This window comes from Chelativorans alearensis (genome assembly GCF_010993735.1).
Lineage (GTDB): Bacteria > Pseudomonadota > Alphaproteobacteria > Rhizobiales > Rhizobiaceae > Chelativorans > Chelativorans alearense.
In genome coordinates this window covers 112,573-133,244 of the sequence record NZ_WQNI01000011.1, presented here as the reverse complement: position 1 = coordinate 133,244, position 20,672 = coordinate 112,573, and the positions used below count along the sequence as shown (strand labels likewise).

20 protein-coding genes are annotated in these 20,672 nt (G+C 65.5%); 13 read left to right on the top strand and 7 right to left on the bottom strand.

Annotated elements, in window-relative coordinates; all coding sequences use genetic code 11:
- Nucleotides 1–78: 78 nt before the first annotated feature.
- A complete protein-coding gene (locus GPJ75_RS17835; RefSeq protein WP_163269778.1) occupies nucleotides 79–561 on the top strand; it encodes an SRPBCC family protein in 483 nt (160 codons plus the stop codon).
- 98 nt (nucleotides 562–659) lie between these two features.
- Here the strand turns inward: GPJ75_RS17835 and GPJ75_RS17830 are convergent, their stop codons facing one another.
- Nucleotides 660–4,598, bottom strand: a complete 3,939-nt coding sequence (locus tag GPJ75_RS17830; protein WP_281354821.1) for a hypothetical protein — start codon at nucleotides 4,596–4,598, stop codon at nucleotides 660–662.
- Nucleotides 4,599–4,625: 27 nt separating this feature from the next.
- Between GPJ75_RS17830 and GPJ75_RS17825 the strand changes: the two genes are divergently transcribed.
- Nucleotides 4,626–5,240: a hypothetical protein gene (locus GPJ75_RS17825; protein WP_163269774.1), complete on the top strand. Its 615-nt coding sequence runs from the start codon at nucleotides 4,626–4,628 to the stop codon at nucleotides 5,238–5,240.
- 265 nt (nucleotides 5,241–5,505) lie between these two features.
- Here GPJ75_RS17825 and GPJ75_RS17820 read toward each other — a convergent pair whose 3' ends face one another.
- The 6 genes from GPJ75_RS17820 to hemB form a co-directional block, all read right to left on the bottom strand.
- Nucleotides 5,506–6,252 carry an arginyltransferase gene (locus GPJ75_RS17820; RefSeq protein WP_163269772.1) on the bottom strand — a complete coding sequence of 249 codons (747 nt, stop codon included), beginning with the start codon at nucleotides 6,250–6,252 and terminating at the stop codon, nucleotides 5,506–5,508.
- 23 nt (nucleotides 6,253–6,275) lie between these two features.
- Nucleotides 6,276–8,108 carry an SLC13 family permease gene (locus tag GPJ75_RS17815; protein WP_163269770.1) on the bottom strand — a complete coding sequence of 611 codons (1,833 nt, stop codon included), beginning with the start codon at nucleotides 8,106–8,108 and terminating at the stop codon, nucleotides 6,276–6,278.
- Between the two features lie 153 nt (nucleotides 8,109–8,261).
- Nucleotides 8,262–8,744 carry an RDD family protein gene (locus GPJ75_RS17810; protein WP_163269768.1) on the bottom strand — a complete coding sequence of 161 codons (483 nt, stop codon included), beginning with the start codon at nucleotides 8,742–8,744 and terminating at the stop codon, nucleotides 8,262–8,264.
- Nucleotides 8,745–8,843: 99 nt separating this feature from the next.
- Nucleotides 8,844–9,203, bottom strand: a complete 360-nt coding sequence (locus GPJ75_RS17805) for a HepT-like ribonuclease domain-containing protein (RefSeq protein ID WP_163269766.1) — start codon at nucleotides 9,201–9,203, stop codon at nucleotides 8,844–8,846.
- Entirely contained in the window at nucleotides 9,203–9,499 is a 297-nt protein-coding gene (locus tag GPJ75_RS17800) for a nucleotidyltransferase family protein (protein WP_163269764.1), read from the bottom strand. Before GPJ75_RS17800 ends, GPJ75_RS17805 begins: the two co-directional genes overlap by 1 nt.
- Before the next feature lie 32 nt (nucleotides 9,500–9,531).
- Entirely contained in the window at nucleotides 9,532–10,566 is a 1,035-nt protein-coding gene (gene hemB, locus GPJ75_RS17795; protein WP_163269762.1) for a porphobilinogen synthase, read from the bottom strand.
- A 179-nt stretch (nucleotides 10,567–10,745) separates the two neighbouring features.
- On the opposite strand from hemB, the gene GPJ75_RS17790 reads away from it, so the two are divergent.
- The 11 genes from GPJ75_RS17790 (at nucleotide 10,746) to GPJ75_RS17740 (ending at nucleotide 20,544) form a co-directional block, all read left to right on the top strand.
- Nucleotides 10,746–11,798 (top strand): enoyl-CoA hydratase/isomerase family protein, encoded by a 1,053-nt coding sequence (locus GPJ75_RS17790; protein ID WP_246249112.1) that lies wholly within the window; start codon nucleotides 10,746–10,748, stop codon nucleotides 11,796–11,798.
- Nucleotides 11,795–12,217 carry a DUF6163 family protein gene (locus GPJ75_RS17785; protein ID WP_163269758.1) on the top strand — a complete coding sequence of 141 codons (423 nt, stop codon included), beginning with the start codon at nucleotides 11,795–11,797 and terminating at the stop codon, nucleotides 12,215–12,217. Before GPJ75_RS17790 ends, GPJ75_RS17785 begins: the two co-directional genes overlap by 4 nt.
- Before the next feature lie 154 nt (nucleotides 12,218–12,371).
- Nucleotides 12,372–12,887 carry a transcriptional regulator LdtR gene (ldtR, locus tag GPJ75_RS17780; protein ID WP_163269756.1) on the top strand — a complete coding sequence of 172 codons (516 nt, stop codon included), beginning with the start codon at nucleotides 12,372–12,374 and terminating at the stop codon, nucleotides 12,885–12,887.
- A 300-nt stretch (nucleotides 12,888–13,187) separates the two neighbouring features.
- Entirely contained in the window at nucleotides 13,188–14,447 is a 1,260-nt protein-coding gene (locus GPJ75_RS17775; protein ID WP_163269754.1) for a L,D-transpeptidase family protein, read from the top strand.
- A 209-nt stretch (nucleotides 14,448–14,656) separates the two neighbouring features.
- On the top strand, nucleotides 14,657–15,970 hold the full coding sequence (gene glyA, locus GPJ75_RS17770) for a serine hydroxymethyltransferase (RefSeq protein WP_163269752.1): 1,314 nt from the start codon (nucleotides 14,657–14,659) through the stop codon (nucleotides 15,968–15,970).
- Between the two features lie 39 nt (nucleotides 15,971–16,009).
- Nucleotides 16,010–16,474: a transcriptional regulator NrdR gene (nrdR, locus tag GPJ75_RS17765; RefSeq protein ID WP_159586287.1), complete on the top strand. Its 465-nt coding sequence runs from the start codon at nucleotides 16,010–16,012 to the stop codon at nucleotides 16,472–16,474.
- A gap of 3 nt (nucleotides 16,475–16,477) precedes the next feature.
- Entirely contained in the window at nucleotides 16,478–17,602 is a 1,125-nt protein-coding gene (ribD, locus tag GPJ75_RS17760; protein ID WP_163269750.1) for a bifunctional diaminohydroxyphosphoribosylaminopyrimidine deaminase/5-amino-6-(5-phosphoribosylamino)uracil reductase RibD, read from the top strand.
- Nucleotides 17,602–18,213 (top strand): riboflavin synthase, encoded by a 612-nt coding sequence (locus tag GPJ75_RS17755; protein ID WP_163269748.1) that lies wholly within the window; start codon nucleotides 17,602–17,604, stop codon nucleotides 18,211–18,213. The genes ribD and GPJ75_RS17755 overlap by 1 nt, the downstream gene beginning before the upstream one ends.
- Before the next feature lie 141 nt (nucleotides 18,214–18,354).
- Nucleotides 18,355–18,825: a 6,7-dimethyl-8-ribityllumazine synthase gene (gene ribH / locus GPJ75_RS17750; protein ID WP_163269747.1), complete on the top strand. Its 471-nt coding sequence runs from the start codon at nucleotides 18,355–18,357 to the stop codon at nucleotides 18,823–18,825.
- Between the two features lies 1 nt (nucleotide 18,826).
- Nucleotides 18,827–19,330 (top strand): transcription antitermination factor NusB, encoded by a 504-nt coding sequence (nusB, locus tag GPJ75_RS17745; protein ID WP_159586291.1) that lies wholly within the window; start codon nucleotides 18,827–18,829, stop codon nucleotides 19,328–19,330.
- The gene (locus tag GPJ75_RS17740; RefSeq protein ID WP_163269745.1) at nucleotides 19,327–20,544 is read left to right on the top strand and encodes an MFS transporter; all 1,218 of its coding nucleotides are present in this window, start codon (nucleotides 19,327–19,329) and stop codon (nucleotides 20,542–20,544) included. The genes nusB and GPJ75_RS17740 overlap by 4 nt, the downstream gene beginning before the upstream one ends.
- The last annotated feature ends 128 nt before the right edge of the window (nucleotides 20,545–20,672 follow it).

Below are 20,672 nucleotides of genomic sequence, written 5' to 3'. Positions count from 1 at the left end.
TGGCGAAAGGGAAGGGGCGTGTCGGATTTGTCCTCGTGTTATCGTCCTCGGCACGGAAAGCAACCCAAGGAGGACATCATGACCACCCAGGAAAACTCCACCCCCGCGCACGACCGGGAACTCGTGCTGACGCGCGTTTTCGACGCGCCGCGCGAGAAGGTCTTTCGCGCCTGGACCGACCCGGAGATCATGAAGCAGTGGTTCGTGCCGAAGCCGTGGACCATTTCGGCGGTCGAACTCGACGTGCGGCCCGGAGGCACCAGCCGCATCGTCATGCGCGATCCCGACGGCAAGGACTATCCGAACCAGGGCGTCTATCTGGAGGTGGTGGAGAACGAGAAGATCGTCTTCACCGACGCCTATACGGAGGCCTGGCAGCCTTCCGAGAAGCCTTTCTTCACCGGCATCATCACCTTCGAGGACGAGGGCGGCAAGACACGCTACACCGCGCGCGCCCGGCACTGGACCGTTGAAGACCGCAAAGCCCACGAGGAGATGGGGTTCCACGAAGGCTGGGGGCAATGCGCGGATCAGCTGGCGGAGCTTTTGGCGAAGATGTGAGGGGAGGGCGGTAGAGCAATTCCAGACGGAAAACCGGTTCCCACTTTTCCTGGAATTGCTCTACCGGCGAGCGCCGTCCACTCCATGACGCCCGCTTCTTACCGGCCGATCTCGATGCGCGATTCGATCTCCAGGCGGTAGCGGGCCGGCACCGCCTTCCACATTTCGGCAACCGTGCGGCGCATCTGTTTGACGCGCTGGGCGGCGAGGCGCCGGTCGCCGGTGGCTTCGACATAGGCGATGCGCAGGATCGACGGCTCTTGCTCGAGCAAGGCGATGAGGCCCGGAAGCTGCGTGTGCCATTCAGGCAGGAGCGCGGTCGTTCCGGGCGCGAATGCCGCGTCATTCACGTCGACGCGCACGAGGCGGCCGAGCGCGGCGGCAAAATTGAGACGCTGGACCTTGCCTGCCGTGAGCCGGACGAGGCGCGGGTTTTCGCTGACGATCCTGTAGCCCGCGGGCAGCGTGCGCGGGTCTAGCTTCATGATGAAGTTCGTACCGATGCGTTGATCGGGCAGGTCCGCGCAGGCGACATGGAAGCGGCCTTGCGCGTCGGTGGTCACCAAGAGGCCGGCGACGGTGGAAAGGCGGACGCCGCCCAGGCCCACCTCGCCCGGATCCTGATAGCCGTTGCGGTTGATATCGTCGAAGACCCTTCCGACGATGTCGCCGCAGTCGAAGACCGGGTCGACCGTGATCTCGACCCTCGCCTCCGCCTGCGTCACGATTTCGCGGCCGCGCACATCGAAGAGGCCGGCGCGGTTCACATATTCGCCGGGCTTGACGGAGGCGAGCGCCTGCAGGCTAAGCTTGACCTCCAGTTCCCCATTGGCCTCGATCGATGCGATGGAGAATTGCAGCGAACGGCCTTCGACGGTTGGAGTGACGGGCTTGCCGGCGATGGTGGCGGAACCTTCCATGAAACGGAAGCCGGGCGGGATCGTGTCGATCAGCGTGAGATCCCGCACCGGCGCGCCGGCATTGTTGACGGCCCGGATCGTGAACGGCACCGTCTCGCCCCTTCGCACTTCGGTCAGGCCGGCGGTCTTGGTGAGCGTCAGGTTCACGGTATCGGCAACGACGCAGGCTCCCGGAGTGATCCCGCAGAAGTTCGCGGGCAGCGCCTTGCCTTCCGCATACGCCAGGTTGCTGACGGTCTTCACGTCGGGGGGCAGGTCGTCGGCGACCTTCATCTTATATCTGACGACCAGCGGATTGCCGGCCGGCACCGTGATGGCGCGCCACACCAGCGGTCTCGTGCTCGCCGGCTCGCCGGCATTTGCCGAGCCCTCTGCCGAACCCGCGATATAGGTGAGGTGGGGATCGGCCCGGTCTTCGAGATTATAAGGGGAGGGGGCGCGGCCTTCGTTGATGAGCGTGATCTCGAATGTCAGGATCTCGCCCGGCTCCACCAGATCGTCCTGCGCGCCGCCCTCTTCCTCCACAATCGCCTTTCTGGTCGTGACCTTGCCGGCTGCGGCGATCTCGACGCAGACGCCCGGGCCGGCGCAATTGCGGATCATCTCGACACCGTTGGGGATCGGGTCGGCGACCTTCACCTTGTATCTGACGGCCACCTGGCCGCGGGCGGGAACCACGACATCCTTCCATTCCAGGGGGTCGGTATTGCTCGGCTCGCCCAGTCCCGCGCCGCCTTCGGCCAGCCCGACATAGCTGATGCTGTCATCCATATCGTCGACGAGGTCATAGAGGCCATCGACATCGCCGTCGTTGGTGAGCGTCAGGGTGTAGATCAGCGTCTCGCCGGGTTCGGCGACGTCGGCGAGCAGGCCGCCCTCTTCCACGGGCCCCGTCTTTTCGAGCCGGATATCGTCGTTGGTGACGGTGCACACCGCCACGTCGTTGGCCGCCAGCGTCAATGTATTGCCTTCGACGGCGGCAGCGTTGTTGACGACGCAACTGTAGAGGCTCGAGCCGTAGCCCGAGGGCCCATCCTCGCTCAGCGTATAGGCTCCGAGCGGCACTTGCGCTTGTGTCACGTCCGCATGCCCCTCGGGCCCTCGCTTTTCGACCGGGCCACTCGCCGTAAGCACGAAGTCTCCTTTTACGGCGGTCCCTCCATCGTCGTTCACCAATGCCTTCAGGAGCGTCAGCGTGGCTGCCTGGTCGAGGTTCGTAACGGTGCAGACGGTCGCGGTGCCCGGCCCGAGCGTGACCGTGTTGGCCGGCGGAAGGGCGGTGCCGTCCTGCTCGCATTCATAGGGACCGACGGCTGAATAGCCGGGTACATTATCGGCTTCCGACAGCGTGTAATCGCCCGCCTTCACCGAAGCGCCGGTGACGTCCGGGCTCCCATGGTTTCCCTCGATCGGCGTGGGACCAGCGGCGGCGAGGATGAAGTCCTCCGCTTTCGCGGTGCCGACCTTCTCGTTGCGCACGACCTTTCTCAGCGTCAGCGTCGCCGCCTGGTCCTGGTAAACGATGGTGCAGACGGCCTCATCGCCGGAATTGAGTGCGAGATCGTCGCTCGATACGGGATTGCCGCCGTTGACCGTGCAGCTGTAGGAGCCGGTGGGAGCGTAGCCGGGGGGCGCCGTCGGCACGGAAAGGGCATAGGCGCCGGCGTCGACTTCGGCCTGCGTTACCGCCGTGCCGGCTTCAGTGCCCTCGATCTGTGTCGGCCCGTCGGCCCGCAGGGTGAAATCGTTATCCGTGGCGGTGCCGCCGTTGTCGTTGCGGACGTCGACCAGCAGCGTCAGTTTTGCCGGCTGATCGGAATTGGTCACGGTGCACACAGCCGTGTCGCCGACGGCGAGCGTGACCTCGTCGTTGGTAAGGGCGGCCTCGGCGCCATTGTTGATCGAACAGCGATAGGGGCCGGCCGTGTAGCCGCTCGGACCGCCTGTTTCCGCCAGCACATAGGTGGCGGCGCTCACCGCTGCGCCCGTGACCTGCGGCTCGCCATGCGCGCCTGAGACGATCGGCGCCGTGGCCCCGGTGGCGGTCGCCGTCAAGGTGAAATCCCCTCTTTGAGCCGACCCGCCATGGGTGAGGTTGAGCACTTTCTGCAAGGTGAGCGTGGCCGCCTCGTCCCGGTAGGTGACGGTGCAGACGGCCACATCGCCGGGAACGAGCGACAGATTGTCGCTTTCGACGGGATTGCCGCCGTTCACCGTGCAGCTGTAAGGGCCGACGGCTGCATAGCCGGAGGGCGCCGTCGGCACGGAGAGGGTGTAGGCGCCGGCGTCGACCTCTGCATCCGTTACGGCATTGGCGCCTTCCGCATCCTCGATCGTCGTCGGGCCGGCAGCCCGCAAAGTGAAATCGGCGTCCGTGGCGGTGCCCCCGTTATCATTCTGCACGGTCACCTGCAGCGTCAGGGTGGCCGGTTGGTCGTCGTTGGTTACGGTGCACACCGCCTGATCGCCGCTCGCGAGCGTTATCTGGTCGGCGACGGCGGCGGCGCCGTTGACCGCGCAGATGTAGGGGCCGGTAGCCGCGTAGCCGGCCGGGCCGTTGGCCTCCGACAAGGTATAGGATCCCGCGCTCACCTCGGCGTTCGTCACCGTCTGGCTGCCGTGGGCGCCTTGGATCGACGTCGGCCCCGTGGCGACGAGCGTGAAATCGGCCGGCGCGGCCGACCCGCCATTGTCGTTGGTGACCAGCTTCTGCAACGTAAGCTGTGCCGGCTGGTCGTCGTTGGTGATGGTGCAGACGGCGATATCGGCGGTGTGGAGCTCAACGTTTTGATCGTCGTCGTCGATGATGGTCTGGGACGTGCCATCTTCGAAAAAGCGTTGGATCTCGCAGCTATAGCTGGGCGTATATCCGGCAACGGGAACCACCTCCGAGAGTTGGTATTCGCCCGTCGCGACCAGTTGGTCGGTTATGGCCGGGTTGGCCGGATCCGTATATTGCCCCGAAATCGTTACGGGCGCTGCCGCGCCTTGCGGCCCCGTTGCGCTAAGCGTAAAGCCGTCGGTTGCACTCGCCGTGCCGCCGTTGTCGTTTATCACGGCTTTTTGCAGCGTCAGTACCGGCTGGCAAAGCCCCCCTGGGTCAAACTGCGAAAGCAACCCCTGGAAGCCCCCGGCCGACTTGATATGAACGACTATTTCGTTGAGATCGCCGGGACCGGTGCCGGTGTTCCACGGGCCGGGCAAAACACCGACTGCGCCGTTTCCTTGGAAAAACCCCGGAAAGTCATATTCTTGGCCTGCTGGGTAAGGAGATCTGACGCCCTGCGCGGTGCCGTTTACCCACGTCTCGAAGATGTTGTCGTCGGCCCAGAAAGCCATATCCAGGGCGAGGCGATCCGTTTGGACTTGCGGATCGAGGTAGAAGCTGAACCGGTAAAATATATCGAGGTGCCCAGTGGGGTTTTGCTGATGCAGCCCGTTGGCTTGGATCGATATCCAGTCCGCATTAGCGTAGGGAGATGCGGCCCAGCCGGGCGCGGGCGTTTCGATGACAACCGCTCTTTGATATGTCAGGTTCGTTGGCGGCTGGCCTCTGACATCCTCGGTGGTTTCAGCCACTTCCCAATAAGCATCGTTCCCACTGTCGAGCGTACCTCCCGTCGCCGCGTTATACGCGGTGTTGAATATGGCGCCATCGGTGAAGCAGGTGACGACAGGCGGCTGAACCTGCGCCTGAGCGGGGGAACCAAGGCCGGCGAGCAGGGCCAGGGCCCCCACCACGCCGCATACCAGCTTTAGCCCACGCTCGCGCGCGGCTTTGAAAGGAAGAGGCGGAAGGCCGCGGACTGTTCTGCGTGGCTTCGCATGCCGGTTTTTATGCACCGGTCTCATTTCCCCGATCTGGTTTTGAACCATCGAGACAGTCTCCCTACGTTTACGGCAAACGCATCGTGACCGCGCCCGCAACTAAACGCGTTTGCAACCGTATCGCTGTGTAGGGAAGCTGGAGGTGATAAAGAAATATCGGCGGCATGCCGCCCGGCCCGCCGTTACGGCCGTGAGGCTATTCGAAGCGCTCCCACCCGTTCGGCCCCAGATGCTCCTGCGGCTTGAAGCGCACCTTATAGGCCATCTTGCGGGCGCCACCGACCCAGTAGCCGAGATAGACGTGGGGCAGACCGGCCGCGGTGGCGCGGCGGATGTGGTCGAGGATCATGAAGGTGCCGAGCGAGCGGTCCTCGACGGCCGGATCGTAGAAGGAATAGACCATGGACAGGCCGTCGGTCATCTGGTCGGTGAGCGCCACCGCCAGGAGCGGGCCCTCGCCGCGGCCGGTGATGAAGGAATCGGGGCCGCGCCGGCGGTATTCGATCACCTTGGTGTCGACGTGGGTGTCTTCCACCATCATGGCGTAGTCGAGCACCGTCATGTCCGACATGCCGCCGCGCCTGTGGCGGGCGTCCAGATAGGCGCGGAAGAGGGAGTATTGCTCGGTCGACGGCTCGGCGTCATGGGCGGTGCCGATCAGGTCGGCGTTGCGCTTCACGATGCGCTTCATGCTCTTCGTCGGCTGGAACTCCTGCGCCAGGATGCGCACCGACACGCAGGCCCGGCAGGTCTCGCAGGCCGGCCGGTAGGCGATGTTCTGCGAGCGGCGGAAGCCGCCCTGGGTCAGAAGGTCGTTGAGCTCAGGCGCCTTGTCGCCGACAAGGTGCGTGAACACCTTGCGCTCGTACTGGCCCTCCAGATAGGGGCAGGGCGAGGGCGCCGTGAGGAAGAATTGCGGCGATTGTGTCTGGTGGTGCGTCATTTTTCGTGGGCGTCGCTCCCTTGTCAAAGCCCATAATACCATGGACCGACGAGGGAAAACGTCAACCATATTATTGCCACCAGCGGCGCGCCCGCCTTGATGAAGTCGCGAAAGGAGTAGTGGCCGGGGCCCATCACCAGGAGGTTGGTCTGATAGCCGATGGGGGTGGCGAAGGAGGCGTTGGCGGCGAAGATGGTGGCGGCGACGAAAGCCATCGGCGGCGCGCCGATGGCCTGCGCGATGCCGACGGCGATGGGGGTGAACAGAACGGCGGTGGCGTTGTTGGACAGGAAGTTCGTCAGTACCGCCACCACGGCGAAGAAGCCCGACAAGACAACCGCCGAGCTTTGGCCGTCCATCAGCCTCACCGCCGCATCGGCGATGAGCTGAGCGCCGCCGGTGCGCTCGAGCGCCGTCGCGGCGGCGATGGAGGCGCCGACGAGCACGAAGATCTGCCGGTCGAAGGCGCGGCCCGCCTGCGGCAGGGTGAGGCAGCCCGTGGCGATCATGGCGACGGCGCCGATGATCGAGGTTGCCACGATCGGAAGCAGGTCGAGCGCCGCCGTGATCACGATGAAGGCGAATATGGCGATGGCGATGCCGGCCTTGCGGCGCTGCGGCACGGGCTCGGCCGACCATTCCAGCACCAGGAGATCGTGCCCCTCGCGCAGCTCCTCGAAGGCCCTGTCGGTGCCGCCGATGAGGATCGTGTCGCCGGGCTCCAGGCGGATTTCCGACATCGGCATGCGGCCCATGCGGTGCTTGCGCTGCACGCCGAGCATGTGGATGCCGTGGGTGGTGTCGATGCCGGCGTTGCGGATGGTGCGCCCGGCATGGCGCGATGCAGGCGCGATGACCGCCTCGGCGAGATGGTAGTCTGGGCCCAGCGGCTGCGAGGGATCGCCGGTGCCTGCAAAATGCTCGTCGGCGCTGTCGGAGACGATGCTGGCGCCGCCCCTCGAAAGGGCGTTCAGGAAAGCGCGCCGCGTCGCCGTCACCACCAGCCGGTCGCCCTCCGAGAGGGTGACGTTCTCGAAAGGCGGATAGAAATTCATGCCGCGCCGCACGATGAGGCGCGGGGTCAATTCGCCGAGGCCGGGAAACAGGCCGGCGCGCGATTCGATGCCGATGAAGGGATGACCCGCCGTCAGCCGGATCTCGCCGATGAACTGGGTGCCGGAGACCGTCTGCTGATAGCTGGTCTCGTTGCTGGTCTTGCGCAGGATGCGCGGCATGACGCCGAGCACATAGACCGCGCCGACGGCGGCGAGCATCGCGCCCGGGACGGTGATGTCGAAAAAATCGATGCCGATGCCCGACTTGGCAGCGACGCCTGCTACCAGAAGGTTGGTGGAGGAGCCGATCAGCGTCGTCATGCCGCCCAGGATGGTGAGGAAGGAAAGCGGCATCAGCGCCTTGGAGGCGGCAAAGCCGCGATGCGCCGCCATCACCGTGAGCACGGGAATGAAGATGACCACCACCGGCGTGTTGTTCAAAACGGCGCTCAAGACGGCGGCGGCCAACACGGTAATAATGATGGCGCGGGTGCTGGAGCGGCCGCCCAGGCGCGAGATCATGCGCGCCGGCCTGTCCATGGCGTCGGTGGCGAAGAGGCCCTGGCCGACGATGAGAAGCGCAAGCACCGTGGCAAGCGCCGGATTGGCGAAGCCGGTCAAGAGCTCTTCCGGGTTCAGGCTGCCATAGGTCTCGTTCGCGTAAGGGAAGACGGCGAACAGGAAGAGGAAGGCCGCAAGGCTCCCCAGCGCCACCTGCTCCAGCGCGAAGCGCTCGCTCGTATAGGCGACGACGGTTACGAGGATGATCGCATAGGTCATCCAGAGGTGGAAATCGGCCATCGCGTCCCGCATTCAACTGCACGCGGGCCGCTGCCCGCAGGTGCGCCAGAGCATAAGCACGGCGCTTGCCGCCGCAAGCATGGATTTGCCCGCGCTACCATCTCATGCGCAACTTTGCACCACGCCTTCGCCTCGGCGTGGTACGCCGTTCCGTCAGTCGGCGCGCACCACCACCGTGCCCAGAAGCAGGTCGTGCACGGCGCGCTTGTAGCGAAGGATGAGGGTGGCGAGCAGGATAAGAGGCGTGAGGATGGCGTTGCCGGCCCAGAAAAGAACCGTGTGGACGACCGCCAGAAGAGGGTCGACGCGGCCGCCGTCGAGCCTTTCGAGGCGAATGCCCATCATCCGCATGCCGAGGGTGGATTGATGCCGCCCCCCGAGTGTGGCGGCGACATAGAGAAGGGCTATCACCGGCCCGAGAATGCCGAAGAGCAGCCAGCCGAGGCCGAGGGTGAGGAGGCCGAACAGGAACACCAGGAGCCCGACGGGGATGAGAATCAGGCCGATCAGGAGATAGTCGACGAAAAAGGCGATGACGCGCCGCGTGCGCACGCCCTGAAGGGTGCGCCAGTCATCGAGGCGCGCGGCGATGACCTCGCCGTCGAGCGTCCTTGAATGTGCGTCTGTGTGTGCCATTGGGCTCCTGCCTTATGGGAAGCTGGTCACTTGCAGATGGGGATGGAGGGCGGGGTTTCAAGATTTCGAGGATGGCATGTCGCCCGGCACCCCCATCGTTCATTCGATACCAGACGCATCGAGCGATATCTGAATGCGCTCAATTGCACGACGCAGCGGTGGAAGGTCCTCGGTAACTACGGCCCAGACTATGGAATCTGAAATTCGGTGATATTCGTGGCGCAGCATATTGCCGATCCCGCGTATCTGTTTCCACGGGATTTGCGGTTCAAGCGCAAGCAAATCGGAAGGGAGGTGACGGGCGGCTTCCGAAATGATCTCAATTCCGCGTTGAATTCCGTGGCGCAAAAGCCAGTCCGATTGGAATTGTCCGAACTCCTTTCCGGCTGTCGCCGCCTCGATACCGTCGAGCGCCTCAACGATCTCGGCGAGGATCGGCCGGATTTTTCGGGCCGCCATTAGAATACCCGAACAGCCGATCCCTCGATGTCGTCCTTGAGCATCGGGTGAAGGCTGTCGCGTGTGGTGATGTCGATGTCGGTCGCCAAGCGTTCTTCGAGAAACTGCTTGATGCCGACGAGATTGATAAGCGAAAAGCGGCGGTTCTTGTCGTAGTCGATGAATATATCGACATCGCTGTCTTCGACGGCTTGATCGCGGGCTGTCGAGCCGAAGAGGTAGAGGGCGGTTACGCCCATCGACTGCAACGCTTCCGCGTTTCGCAGCACCTCTTGGATGGCCTTGTCCTGTCTCATCGCAATGCTCCGAACGATGGCGCTGCCGCCCGCTACCGCCTGGCCAGAAGTGCCGCCGCCTCGGGCGCGAAATAGGTGAGGATGCCGTCGCAGCCGGCGCGCTTGAAGGCGAGCAGGCTTTCCATCATGGCCCTTTCGCCGTCGAGCCAGCCGTTGGCGGCGGCGGCCTTGATCATCGCGTATTCGCCCGACACCTGATAGGCGAAGGTGGGCACGGCGAAGCTGTCCTTCAGCCGCCGCACGATGTCGAGATAGGGAAGGCCCGGCTTGACCATCACCATGTCGGCGCCCTCGGCAAGGTCTTGGCTTGTCTCGCGCAGCGCCTCGTCCGTGTTGGCGGGGTCGATGTAATAGGTCTTCTTGTCGCCCTTCAGAAGGCCGCCTGTGCCGATCGCCTCGCGGTAAGGGCCGTAGAAGGCGGAGGCGAACTTGGTGGCGTAGGACATGATGGCGACATCCTGGAAGCCGCTGCCGTCGAGCGCGTCGCGGATGGCGCCGATGCGCCCGTCCATCATGTCGGACGGGGCGATGACATCGGAGCCGGCGGCCGCCTGCAGCACCGCCGCTTCCGCGATCTGCGCCACCGTCTCGTCGTTGGCGATGACGCCGTCGCGCAGGATGCCGTCATGGCCGTGGTTGGTGAAGGGGTCGAGCGCAACGTCGGTGATGACGCCGATCTCCGGCACCGCCTCCTTGATGGCGCGGGTCGCCTGGTTGATGAGGTTGTCGGGGTCGAGAATGGCCGAGCCGCGCACGTCGCGCCGGCTCATGTCGATGTTGGGGAAGGTGGCAAGGGCGGGGATGCCGAGCTTGGCCGCGCGTTCGGCCTGGAGCACCGCAAGGTCCACCGAATAGCGGAAGACGCCGGGCATGGCGGCGATCTCTTCCTGCCGCTTTTCACCCTCGATGAGGAAGATCGGCCAGATCAGGTCGTCGACGCGCAGGTGGCTCTCTTGCACCAGCCGGCGCGACCAGTCGGCCTTGCGCATGCGCCTCAATCGCCGCCCGGCGGTGATCTCGTCGACGCTGCGGATGGCTTCGGGCTTGGCGCGGGTCAGCTTGTTCACGGGCTTTTCTCCAGTATGCCGCGATATTTATCACGCGCCGACACGCCTGAACAACATGGAGTGCGGGCGTATCGCCCCCGATGCGGCCCGTGGCGGCGGGAAAGGCGGGCATGCCGCCATTGACGCGGCGCCATGCCGCACATAATCACCAATTGAGCGTTTCGCGAGGGGAGGCTCGATTGGAAGGCGATTTCGACGGTGGCGGCGACATCCGTTTCGGGCGGCAAGGCCATGCGGGCATCATTGTGCTTGACCGACCGGCCGCGCTCAACGCGCTCACCCATTCCATGGTCAAGGCCATCGGCCGCGCATTGGCCGCCTGGGAGGCGGACGAGAAAGTGCGCGTCGTCCTCATCAAGGGGGAGGGCAGGGCCTTCTGCGCCGGCGGCGACATTCTAGACATCTATGAAGCCGGCCGCGCCGGCAGGCCGCCGATCGGCTTCTTCGCCGACGAATACCGCCTCAATGCGGCCATCGCGCGCCTCTCGAAGCCCTATGTGGCGCTGATCGACGGGGTGGTGATGGGCGGCGGGGTGGGCGTTTCCGCCCACGGTTCGCACCGGGTGATGACGGAGAAGGCGGTTTTCGCCATGCCCGAGGTCGGCATCGGCTTCTTCCCCGATGTCGGCGGCAGCCACTTCCTGTCACGCCTTAAAGGCCACTACGGCATGTATCTGGCACTGACCGGCGAGCGCATCGGGCAGGGCGAGGCGCTCGGGGCGGGGCTTGCCACCCATGCCGTCGATTCGGCGGCGCTTGCGGGGCTTGTAGACGAGATCGCCCGGACGGGCGAGGTGGACGGAGCCCTTGCCGCTCGCGCCCGCGACGTGCCCCGAGAAAAGGACGCGGCGAGCCTTGACGCCATCGCCCGGCATTTTTCCCTTTTGACGCTGGAAGAGTGCGTCGCCAGCCTTTCGCAAGCCGCGGAAGAGGGGGATGGATTCGCGGCCGCGACACTTAAGACAATCGCCAAGCGCTCGCCGACCAGCCTTCACGTCGCCTTCCGGCAACTGCGCCTCGGCGCCGCGCTCACCATGGACGAGTGCATGCGCATGGAGTTCCGGATCGTCAACCGCATGCTGGCCAACGGCGACTTCTACGAGGGCATCCGCGCGGCGGTGATCGACAGGACGAGGGCGCCGGAGTGGCGGCCGGCATCGCTCGACGAGGTGAACCCGGCGGCGATCGACGCTTTTTTCGCGCCGCTTCCCGACGGGGAGCTTAAGCTGTGACGAACGACGCGGTCACGCAGATGCCGGTGCGCCAATCCCCCCTCGAATATGCGCTGGAGATGCTGCAGCGCGCCGTGGCGCTTTTCTGCCTCGTCCAGGGCATCGGCTACTGGGTCAGGCTCCTGGGCTTCTTCGAGGGGCCGGAATGGCGCTTCGACCTGATGCCGTTCTACTGGCAGGCGACGGCCGCCCCGCTCGCCGTCCTCTTTCCCTTTGCCGCGGTCGGGCTTTGGATGCTGGCTTCCTGGGGACCGGTGGTCTGGTTCCTGTGCGCGGCCGCCGAAGCCGTCATGTACGGCTTCTTCCCCCAGCTCTTCGGCGCGTGGCCCTGGCTCATCGTTCTGCACGGCGCGGTGGCCGCCCTTTATGCCGTGCTGCGGACCTTGCTTCATCTCGCCCGGCGCCGCGACCCGCATTAACCGAAGTTAACGCCTTTTTAGCCCTAAATGCAGGGTTTCCTGCGCAAGGTGTTGTTAAGCCTGACGTTTAAGTCGAATTTTAGGTGCATTCGATAGGGTTGCCTCCAAGGTGAAAACAAAAAACTCACCGGCGTCAAAACGAAAGGCACCAGTTATGATCAACACGCGATCCGCGACACAGAAGACGTCTACCCACGAAGAGGGCGAGGCGCCGCTGCGCTCCCTCTATCTTGAATCCCTGCAGCTCGTCGAGCGGCTGCACCGCCGCCTGCTCGACGTCATCAAGGACGAGTTCGAGCGCCAGGGCCGCAGCGACATCAACGCCATCCAGGCGCTGCTCCTGTTCAATATCGGCGATGCCGAGCTGACGGCGGGCGAGCTGCGCACGCGCGGCTATTATCTCGGCTCCAACGTCTCGTACAACCTGAAGAAGCTCGTCGACCAGGGCTTCGTCCACCACCAGCGCTCGCGCGTCGACCGCCGCTCGGTTCGCATCAGCCTGACGCCGAAGGGCACGGAGATCGCCAAGGTCGTCTCCAAGCTCTACGACCGTCACATCGGCTCCATCGAGCAGGTGGGCGGCATCAAGGCCGACGAGTTCCGCCAGATGAACCGTGCCCTGCAGCGGCTCGACCGCTTCTGGAACGACACCATCGCCTATCGCATGTGAGCAGTGCCGTTTTGACTGCTGGGGGCGGCCGGCGGAGGCCGACCGGAATGGCTGGTATCCCTGACGGGGTGCCGGCCATTACGGTATTGTGATGGGCGTCCTGTTGTAATCATAAGCGCCACGTTAATAACATAATTGCGGTGGAATGGATGATGCGACATCGCCGCTGCCAAGGCCGCATTCCGGCCGGAGAGGGCAAGTCGGTCACGCTTCGAGCGGCGCTTTGGCGAAAAATTAACGCTGTTTCGTGCACGTTCGAAAGCCAGACAATCCGGGTTTTACGTTGAGGGTTCGGTAAACATGAAATCCAACCGCCGCCTTTTCCTTACCGGAGCCGGTGCTGCCGCGGCCGCTGCGGCCCTTGCAGGCTCCGCCAGGGCGCAGAATGCAATCGATGCCATCATCAATTCCCCGCGGCGGGGCAGTTGGGGCGACCGCTTCGACGCCCAGGCCGCGCAAGGCGGCAACGTCTCCTCTACCCAACCCATTCTCAGCCAGCAGACGGCGAGCAATGTCGAGCGTGCCATCGCCCGGTATTCGGACATCGTCGGGCGCGGCGGCTGGCCCATGGTGCCGGCCACCAAGAAGCTGCAGCTTGGCGTCATCGACCCGGATGTGGAAATCCTGCGCCGCCGGCTGATGATTTCGGAGGACCTGTCCACGCAGGCCGGCATGTCGCCTGCCTTCGATTCCTACGTCGATGCGGCGCTGAAGCGGTTCCAGGCCCGCCACGGCCTGCCCGCGGACGGCGTTACCGGCCAGTACACCTATTCCGCGCTCAACGTCTCGGCGCCGATCCGTCTCGGCCAGCTGCAGACGAATCTCGGGCGCCTGCGCGAGCTGACGGCGAATCCTCTCGACGGCCGCCTGGTGACGGTCAACATCCCCGCGGCCTCGATCGAGGCGGTGGAGAACGGCCGCGTCTTCCTGCGCCACACGGCGATCGTCGGCAAGGTCGACCGGCAGACGCCGGTGCTGAACTCCAAGATCAACGAGATCATCCTCAACCCGTACTGGAATGCGCCGGTGTCCATCGTCCGCAAGGACATCATCCCGAAAATGCGGGAGGACCCCAGCTACCTGACGGACAACAGCATCCGCCTGATCGCGCCGGACGGCACCGAGGTCGATCCGCTCTCCGTCGACTGGTCGACGGACGACGCGGCGAAATACCGCTTCCGCCAGGACCCCGGCCGCATCAACGCCATGGCCACCGTCAAGATCAATTTTCCCAACGAGCATGCGGTCTACATGCACGATACGCCGCAGCAGCAGCTTTTCGGCGATCAGGCGCGCTTCCACTCCTCCGGCTGCGTGCGCGTGCAGAACGTGCGCGACCTGGTGACGTGGATCCTGCGCGACACGCCCGGCTGGGACCGGCGCACCATCGAGACGACGATCCAGACCGAGGAAGACAAGCGCATTCCCGTCGCCAATCCGGTGCCGGTCTATTTCACCTACATCTCGGCATGGTCGACGGGCGACGGCGCGATCCACTTCCGCGACGACATCTACGGCCGCGACGGCCAGCAGGAGCTGCAGATTTCCACCGCGCTGTAGCGATCCTCACCTGAGAGCTCCATTCAAAGGCCGCTCCTTCGGGGCGGCCTTTTCGCATTTCCGGCCTATCCACGCCGCGGTATGTCGTGCTCTATGTCGCACCCTCTCAAAAAATCGGCACAAGACGTGGTGGCGGTCCCGGAAAAGTGCTAAGGGCGCGCGGGTTCCGCCACGCATCATGAGCTTCTAGCGCAAGGGGTGACATCGCCATGGCACATGCGTCCGCCGCCGCCGTCGAGACCGAGACCTTTTTCTCACGGCCGCTTGAGGATACCGACCGCGACATCTTCGACGCGATCCGCAACGAGCTCGGTCGCCAGCGCGACGAGATCCAGCTGATCGCCTCGGAAAACATCGTCTCCCGCGCGGTGATGGAAGCGCAGGGTACCGTGCTCACCAACAAATATGCCGAGGGTTATCCCGGCAAGCGCTACTATGGCGGCTGCGAGTTCGTCGATGTGGTGGAGGAGCTGGCGATTGCCCGCGCCAAGGAGCTCTTCGGCTGCAATTTCGCCAATGTGCAGCCCAACTCCGGCAGCCAGATGAACCAGGCGGTATTCCTGGCGCTGCTGCAGCCCGGCGACACCTTCATGGGGCTGGACCTGAATTCCGGCGGCCATCTCACCCACGGCTCGCCCGTCAACATGTCCGGCAAATGGTTCAACGTCGTCTCCTACGGCGTGCGCCAGGACGACCACCTCCTCGACATGGACGAGGTGGAGCGGCTGGCACACGAGAAGAAGCCGAAGCTGATCCTGGCCGGCGGAACGGCCTATTCGCGCGTCTGGGACTGGAAGCGCTTCCGCGAGATCGCCGACAGCGTCGGCGCTTACCTGATGGTCGACATGGCGCACATCGCCGGCCTGGTGGCGGGCGACGCGCATCCCTCGCCCCTGCCGCACGCCCATGTGGTGACGACCACCACGCACAAGTCTCTCCGCGGACCGCGCGGCGGCATGATCCTCGCCAACGACGAGGCCATTGCGAAAAAGCTCAACTCAGCCGTCTTCCCCGGCCTGCAGGGCGGGCCGCTGATGCACGTCATCGCCGCCAAGGCGGTGGCGCTGGGCGAGGCGTTGCAGCCCGAGTTCAAGGCCTACGCGCACCAGGTGGTGGCAAACGCCCGGGCGCTTGCCGCGAGCCTCAAGGAGACCGGCCTCGATATCGTCTCCGGCGGCACGGACAACCATCTGATGCTGGTGGACCTGCGCCCCAAGAACGCGACGGGCAAGCGCGCCGAGGCGGCGCTGGGGCGGGCCAACATCACCTGCAACAAGAACGGCATCCCCTTCGACCCGGAAAAGCCCTTCGTCACCTCCGGTATCCGCCTCGGCACTCCCGCCGGCACGACGCGCGGCTTCGGCGTCGCCGAGTTCGCTCAGGTGGGGCAGTTGATCGCCGAGGTGCTGGACGGGCTGAAGGCGGCCAATTCCGACGAGGGCAACCTGGCTGTCGAGGAAGCGGTCAAGAAGAAGGTCGAAGGCCTTCTCAACCGCTTTCCGCTCTACCCCTATCTGGGGTAAGGCTGACGCGACAAGCGATTCTGCCAAGAAAAGGCTGCCATGCGCTGCCCATACTGCCAGTCCGAGGACACCCAGGTGAAGGATTCGCGGCCCGCCGAGGACGGCGCCGCCATCCGCCGCCGCCGCGCCTGCCCCGATTGCGGCGGCCGCTTCACCACCTTCGAGCGCGTGCAGCTGCGCGATCTCGTGGTGGTCAAGCGCTCGGGCCGCAAGGTGCCGTTCGACCGCGACAAGCTGATGCGCTCCTTCGACATCGCGCTGAGAAAGCGCAATGTCGACCCCGAGCGCGTGGAGCGCGCGGTGACTGGGATCGTGCGCCAGCTCGAGAACTCGGGCGAGAGCGAGATCCCTTCCGACCAGATCGGCCTCCTGGTCATGGAGGCGCTGAAGTCGCTCGACGACGTCGCCTATGTCCGCTTCGCTTCGGTCTACCGGAATTTCCGCGAGGCGAAGGACTTTCAGGACGTGCTGGGCGAGCTCAAGGGCGAGCCGGACCTGGAGTGAGCGATGCCGGACAAGGGCGCTCCCACCCCGCTTGCCGGTCTTGAGGAGACCGACCGGCGCTTCATGGCCGCCGCCATCCGCCTGTCGCGCAGCCATCTCGGTCTGACGGCCGCCAATCCCTCCGTTGCCACGCTTATCGTGCGTGACGGCCGCATCGTCGGGCGCGCGGTGACGGCCGTGGGCGGCAGGCCGCATGCCGAGGCGCAGGCGCTCGAGGAGGCGGGGGCGTTGGCGCGCGGCGCGACGGCCTATGTGACGCTGGAGCCCTGCGCCCATCATGGGCGCACGCCGCCTTGCGCGGAGGCGCTCGTGACCGCCGGCGTGAAGCGCGTGGTGGGTGCTGCGAGCGACCCGGACCCGCGCGTCAGCGGCAAGGGCTACGCCGTCCTGCGCGCCGCCGGCATCGAGGTGGTGGAGGGCGTTCTGGCCGACACGGCCGCCGACCTGATGAAGGGCTACCTTATACGGTCCTTGAGAAAGCGGCCGGAAGTGATTCTCAAGCTTGCTCTTTCCGCCGACGGCAGGATCGGCGTTAAGGGGGAGGGGCAGGTGCCCATCACCGCAGAGATCGCCCGTCGCCAGGTGCACCTGATGCGCGCGGAGGCCGATGCCATCCTCGTCGGCATCGGCACGGCATTGGCCGACGACCCGGCACTGACCTGCCGTCTGCCGGGGCTGGAAGCGCGCTCGCCGGCGCGCATCGTGCTCGACCGCCATCTGCGCCTGGCCCTCGGCTCCAAGCTGGCTCGCACCGCGCGCGACGTGCCGGTGCTTCTTACCGCCGCGCAGGATGCGGATGCGGCGCGCCGGGTGGCGCTGGCTGAGGCAGGTGTCAACTTCCTTGCCGTCGAGGCGGTAAACGGCCAGATCGCCCTGCCGGAGCTTCTGGAAGACCTTGCAGCGCGCGGCATCTCGAGCCTTCTCGTGGAGGGCGGCGCCTATACGGCAGAGGCGTTTCTGGCCGAGGACCTTGTCGACCGGCTGTGCCTGTTCGTCGGCCCCGGCGAAATAGGCCCGCACGGCATTGCATCGCCCGTTAATCCCGACCATATCCCTGACGGCTTCACGAAGCTCCGCGAAGCCCGCTTCGGCGACGACGGCTATCTCGAATTTGCGAGGGCGCACTGATGTTCACGGGGATCGTCACGGATGTGGGAACGGTGCAGGCAGTCCGGCCCCTTGCGAAGGGCGCGCGGCTGCGCATCGAGACGCGCTACGATCCGGCGACCATCGACATCGGCGCCTCCATCGCCTGCGCCGGCGTGTGCCTGACGGTGGTCGCACTTCCCGAGACCGGCTCCAACCGGCACTGGTTCGAGGTGGAGGCGTGGGAGGAGGCCCTGCGGCTGACGACGGCCGCCGCATGGGGCGAGGGCACGCGGGTCAACCTGGAGCGGCCGCTGAAGATCGGCGACGAACTGGGCGGCCACATCGTCTCCGGCCACGTGGACGGCACGGCGGAGATCATCGAGCGGCTGGAAGAGGGCGAGGCGGTGCGCTTCGTGCTCGAGGCGCCGGCGGAACTGGCCAGGTACATCGCGCCCAAGGGCTCGGTGGCGCTCGACGGCACGTCGCTGACGGTCAACCGCGTCGACGGGCGACGCTTCGACGTGCTCCTCATCCATCACTCGCTTGCCGTGACCACCTGGGGCGAGCGGCAGGTGGGGGATAGGGTCAATATCGAGGTGGACACGATGGCCCGCTATGCCGCGCGGCTTGCGGAGGCGGCGGACGCCTAGGTTCCGCCCGCGTGCCGGCTCCTTCAATGCTATTCCATCATGTTCGGCGCAAACTTGCGTGCCGCGCATGCCCCTATCCCAACGAACCGCTTGCTAAGCAGAAGGCTTCGGCCTAAGTCACCGACGATCCCGGAGACACTGATGCCCGATACGACTTCCCTAAAAATTCTCATCGTCGAAGCGCGCTTCTACGACCACCTGGCCGATGGCCTACTCGCCGGCGCCAGGAAGGCGCTTCAGGAGGCGGGGGCGGACTTCGACGTGGTGACGGTGCCCGGTGCGCTGGAGGTTCCGCCGGCGGTTGCCTATGCGGTTTCGGCGGCGGGGAAGGGCGGCACGGTCTATGACGGTTTCGTGGCGCTGGGTTGTGTGATTCGCGGCGAGACCTATCATTTCGACATTGTCGCCAACGAATCCAGCCGTGCCCTGATGGACCTAGCCGTGAAGCATTCGCTGGCGGTCGGCAACGGCATCCTGACGGTCGAGAACGAGGCGCAGGCGCTGGCGCGAATCGAGAAGAGCGAAGGCTCGAACGCCGCCGGCGGAAAGGGATATGCGGCAGCGCAAGCGGCGCTGCGCATGATCGAATTGAAAGAGCGATTGGGGGCCTGAGGTGGCGCATCCTTCAGGAGCCGGCGAGCCGGTCAACTTCCGCCCGGCCAACAAGCGGGGCGCCGCGCGGCTGGCCGCCGTGCAGGCGCTGTACCAGATGGATGTGGGCGGCACGGGCCTTCTGGAGACGACGGCGGAATACGAATCATTCCGTCTCGGCAAGGAGGTCGACGGCGATCTCTACCGCGAGGCGGACCCGCAATGGTTTCGCGCCATCCTTGCAGGCGTGGTCGAGAACCAGAAGACGATCGACCCGGTCATCCGCCGCTCGCTGCTGGAGGACTGGCCGCTCTCCCGCCTCGATTCGACGCTGCGCGCCATCTTACGCGCCGGCGTCTACGAGCTGACCGAGCGGGCGGACGTGCCTGTCGCCGTCATCATCTCCGAATATGTCGACATCGCCAAGGCGTTCTACGAGGAGGACGAGCCGAAGGTGGTCAACGCCGTGCTCGACCGCGTGGCGCGCGCCAGCCGTAAAGAGGGCAGGGGGAAGGATGTCTCGTGAGCGATGAGGCACTCTACCGCGAGGCCAAACGCACGGCACTGATTCTCGCCGCCGCGCAGGCGATCGTCGGTGCCTCGGCGCCCATCGCCATCTCCATGGGGGGCCTTGCAGGAAGCTACCTGCTCGGCGCGGACAAATCGCTCGCCACCGCGCCGGTCACCGGCTTCAATGTCGGCGTGGCGCTCGCCGCGCTTCCGGCGGCGATGCTGATGCGCGCGATCGGCCGGCGCTACGGCCTGGTCGCCGGGGCCGGGGCAAACGCGCTGGGCGGCGCCGTCGCCGCATTCGCGCTGTTTCAGGCCGATTTCTGGCTGTTCGCGTTCGGCATGCTCCTGGTCGGCGCCGGGACGGCCTTCACACAGCAGTATCGCTTCGCGGCCGTCGACAACGCGCCGGCCGATTTCAAGCCTCGTGCCATCGCCTGGGTGCTGAGCGGCGGCATCTTCTCCGCCGTCATCGGGCCGCAGACGGCCATCCACACGCGCGAGATGTTCGCGCCCGTCATGTTCGCCGGCGCCTTCGTGGGGATCATCGGCCTTGCCGCCATCGGCGCCCTGATCCTGTCGCTGCTTCGCTTGCCCAAGGACGCGCCTTCGGCGGCGCTCGACGACCATCAGCCGGCGCGGCCGTTGTTGGAAATCATGTCGCAGCCGCGCTTCATCGTCGCGCTCCTGTGCGGCGTCAGCACTTTCGCGCTGATGAGTTTCGTGATGACGGGGGCGCCGCTTGCCATGGTGGGCTGCGGGTTCTCGCCCGACGAGGCGACGCTCGGCATTTCCTGGCACGTGCTGGCGATGTTCGCTCCCAGCTTCTTCACCGGCCGCCTCATCGCGCGATTCGGCAAGGAGCGGATCGTGGCGACCGGGCTCGCGCTCCTCATCGGCTGCGGAGTGGTGGCGCTGTCGGGCATCGAGCTCTGGCAGTTCTGGCTGGCGCTCATCCTTCTCGGCGTGGGGTGGAACTTCGGCTTCATCGGCGCCACGGCCATGGTCGCCGACTGCTATCATCTCTCGGAGAAGAACAAGGTGCAGGGCGTGCACGATTTCCTGCTTTTCTCCACCGTCGCCTTCGCCTCGCTGATGTCCGGCCGCGTCTACAACGCCTTCGGCTGGGAGATGCTGAACTGGGTGATCTTCCCCGTGGCCGGCGCCGGGCTTCTGGTGCTGGGCCTGCTGGCGCTGGGGCGGCGGCGGGCGCGCGCGGCGCTGCGGTGAACCCCCAGGCAAAACCTTGACGTTCGGCGGTGTGTTTCGCATAAGCCATAGCTTAAGGCTGCGGGAATAATCCTTCCCGCGGCCTTTCTCTAGGCCCGGGAGGGGTTCCAGCGGGCCGAAATCAGAGG

Bases quoted from the DNA above. Each gene is read 5' to 3' on its own strand.
- GPJ75_RS17835 (WP_163269778.1), top strand. From the start codon at position 79: ATGACCACCCAGGAAAACTCCACCCCCGCGCACGACCGGGAACTCGTG.
- GPJ75_RS17825 (WP_163269774.1), top strand. From the start codon at position 4,626: ATGAACGACTATTTCGTTGAGATCGCCGGGACCGGTGCCGGTGTTCCA.
- GPJ75_RS17820 (WP_163269772.1), bottom strand. From the start codon at position 6,252: ATGACGCACCACCAGACACAATCGCCGCAATTCTTCCTCACGGCGCCC.
- GPJ75_RS17815 (WP_163269770.1), bottom strand. From the start codon at position 8,108: ATGGCCGATTTCCACCTCTGGATGACCTATGCGATCATCCTCGTAACC.
- GPJ75_RS17810 (WP_163269768.1), bottom strand. From the start codon at position 8,744: ATGGCACACACAGACGCACATTCAAGGACGCTCGACGGCGAGGTCATC.
- GPJ75_RS17805 (WP_163269766.1), bottom strand. From the start codon at position 9,203: ATGGCGGCCCGAAAAATCCGGCCGATCCTCGCCGAGATCGTTGAGGCG.
- GPJ75_RS17800 (WP_163269764.1), bottom strand. From the start codon at position 9,499: ATGAGACAGGACAAGGCCATCCAAGAGGTGCTGCGAAACGCGGAAGCG.
- ldtR (WP_163269756.1), top strand. From the start codon at position 12,372: ATGATCAACACGCGATCCGCGACACAGAAGACGTCTACCCACGAAGAG.
- GPJ75_RS17775 (WP_163269754.1), top strand. From the start codon at position 13,188: ATGAAATCCAACCGCCGCCTTTTCCTTACCGGAGCCGGTGCTGCCGCG.
- glyA (WP_163269752.1), top strand. From the start codon at position 14,657: ATGGCACATGCGTCCGCCGCCGCCGTCGAGACCGAGACCTTTTTCTCA.
- nrdR (WP_159586287.1), top strand. From the start codon at position 16,010: ATGCGCTGCCCATACTGCCAGTCCGAGGACACCCAGGTGAAGGATTCG.
- ribD (WP_163269750.1), top strand. From the start codon at position 16,478: ATGCCGGACAAGGGCGCTCCCACCCCGCTTGCCGGTCTTGAGGAGACC.
- GPJ75_RS17755 (WP_163269748.1), top strand. From the start codon at position 17,602: ATGTTCACGGGGATCGTCACGGATGTGGGAACGGTGCAGGCAGTCCGG.
- ribH (WP_163269747.1), top strand. From the start codon at position 18,355: ATGCCCGATACGACTTCCCTAAAAATTCTCATCGTCGAAGCGCGCTTC.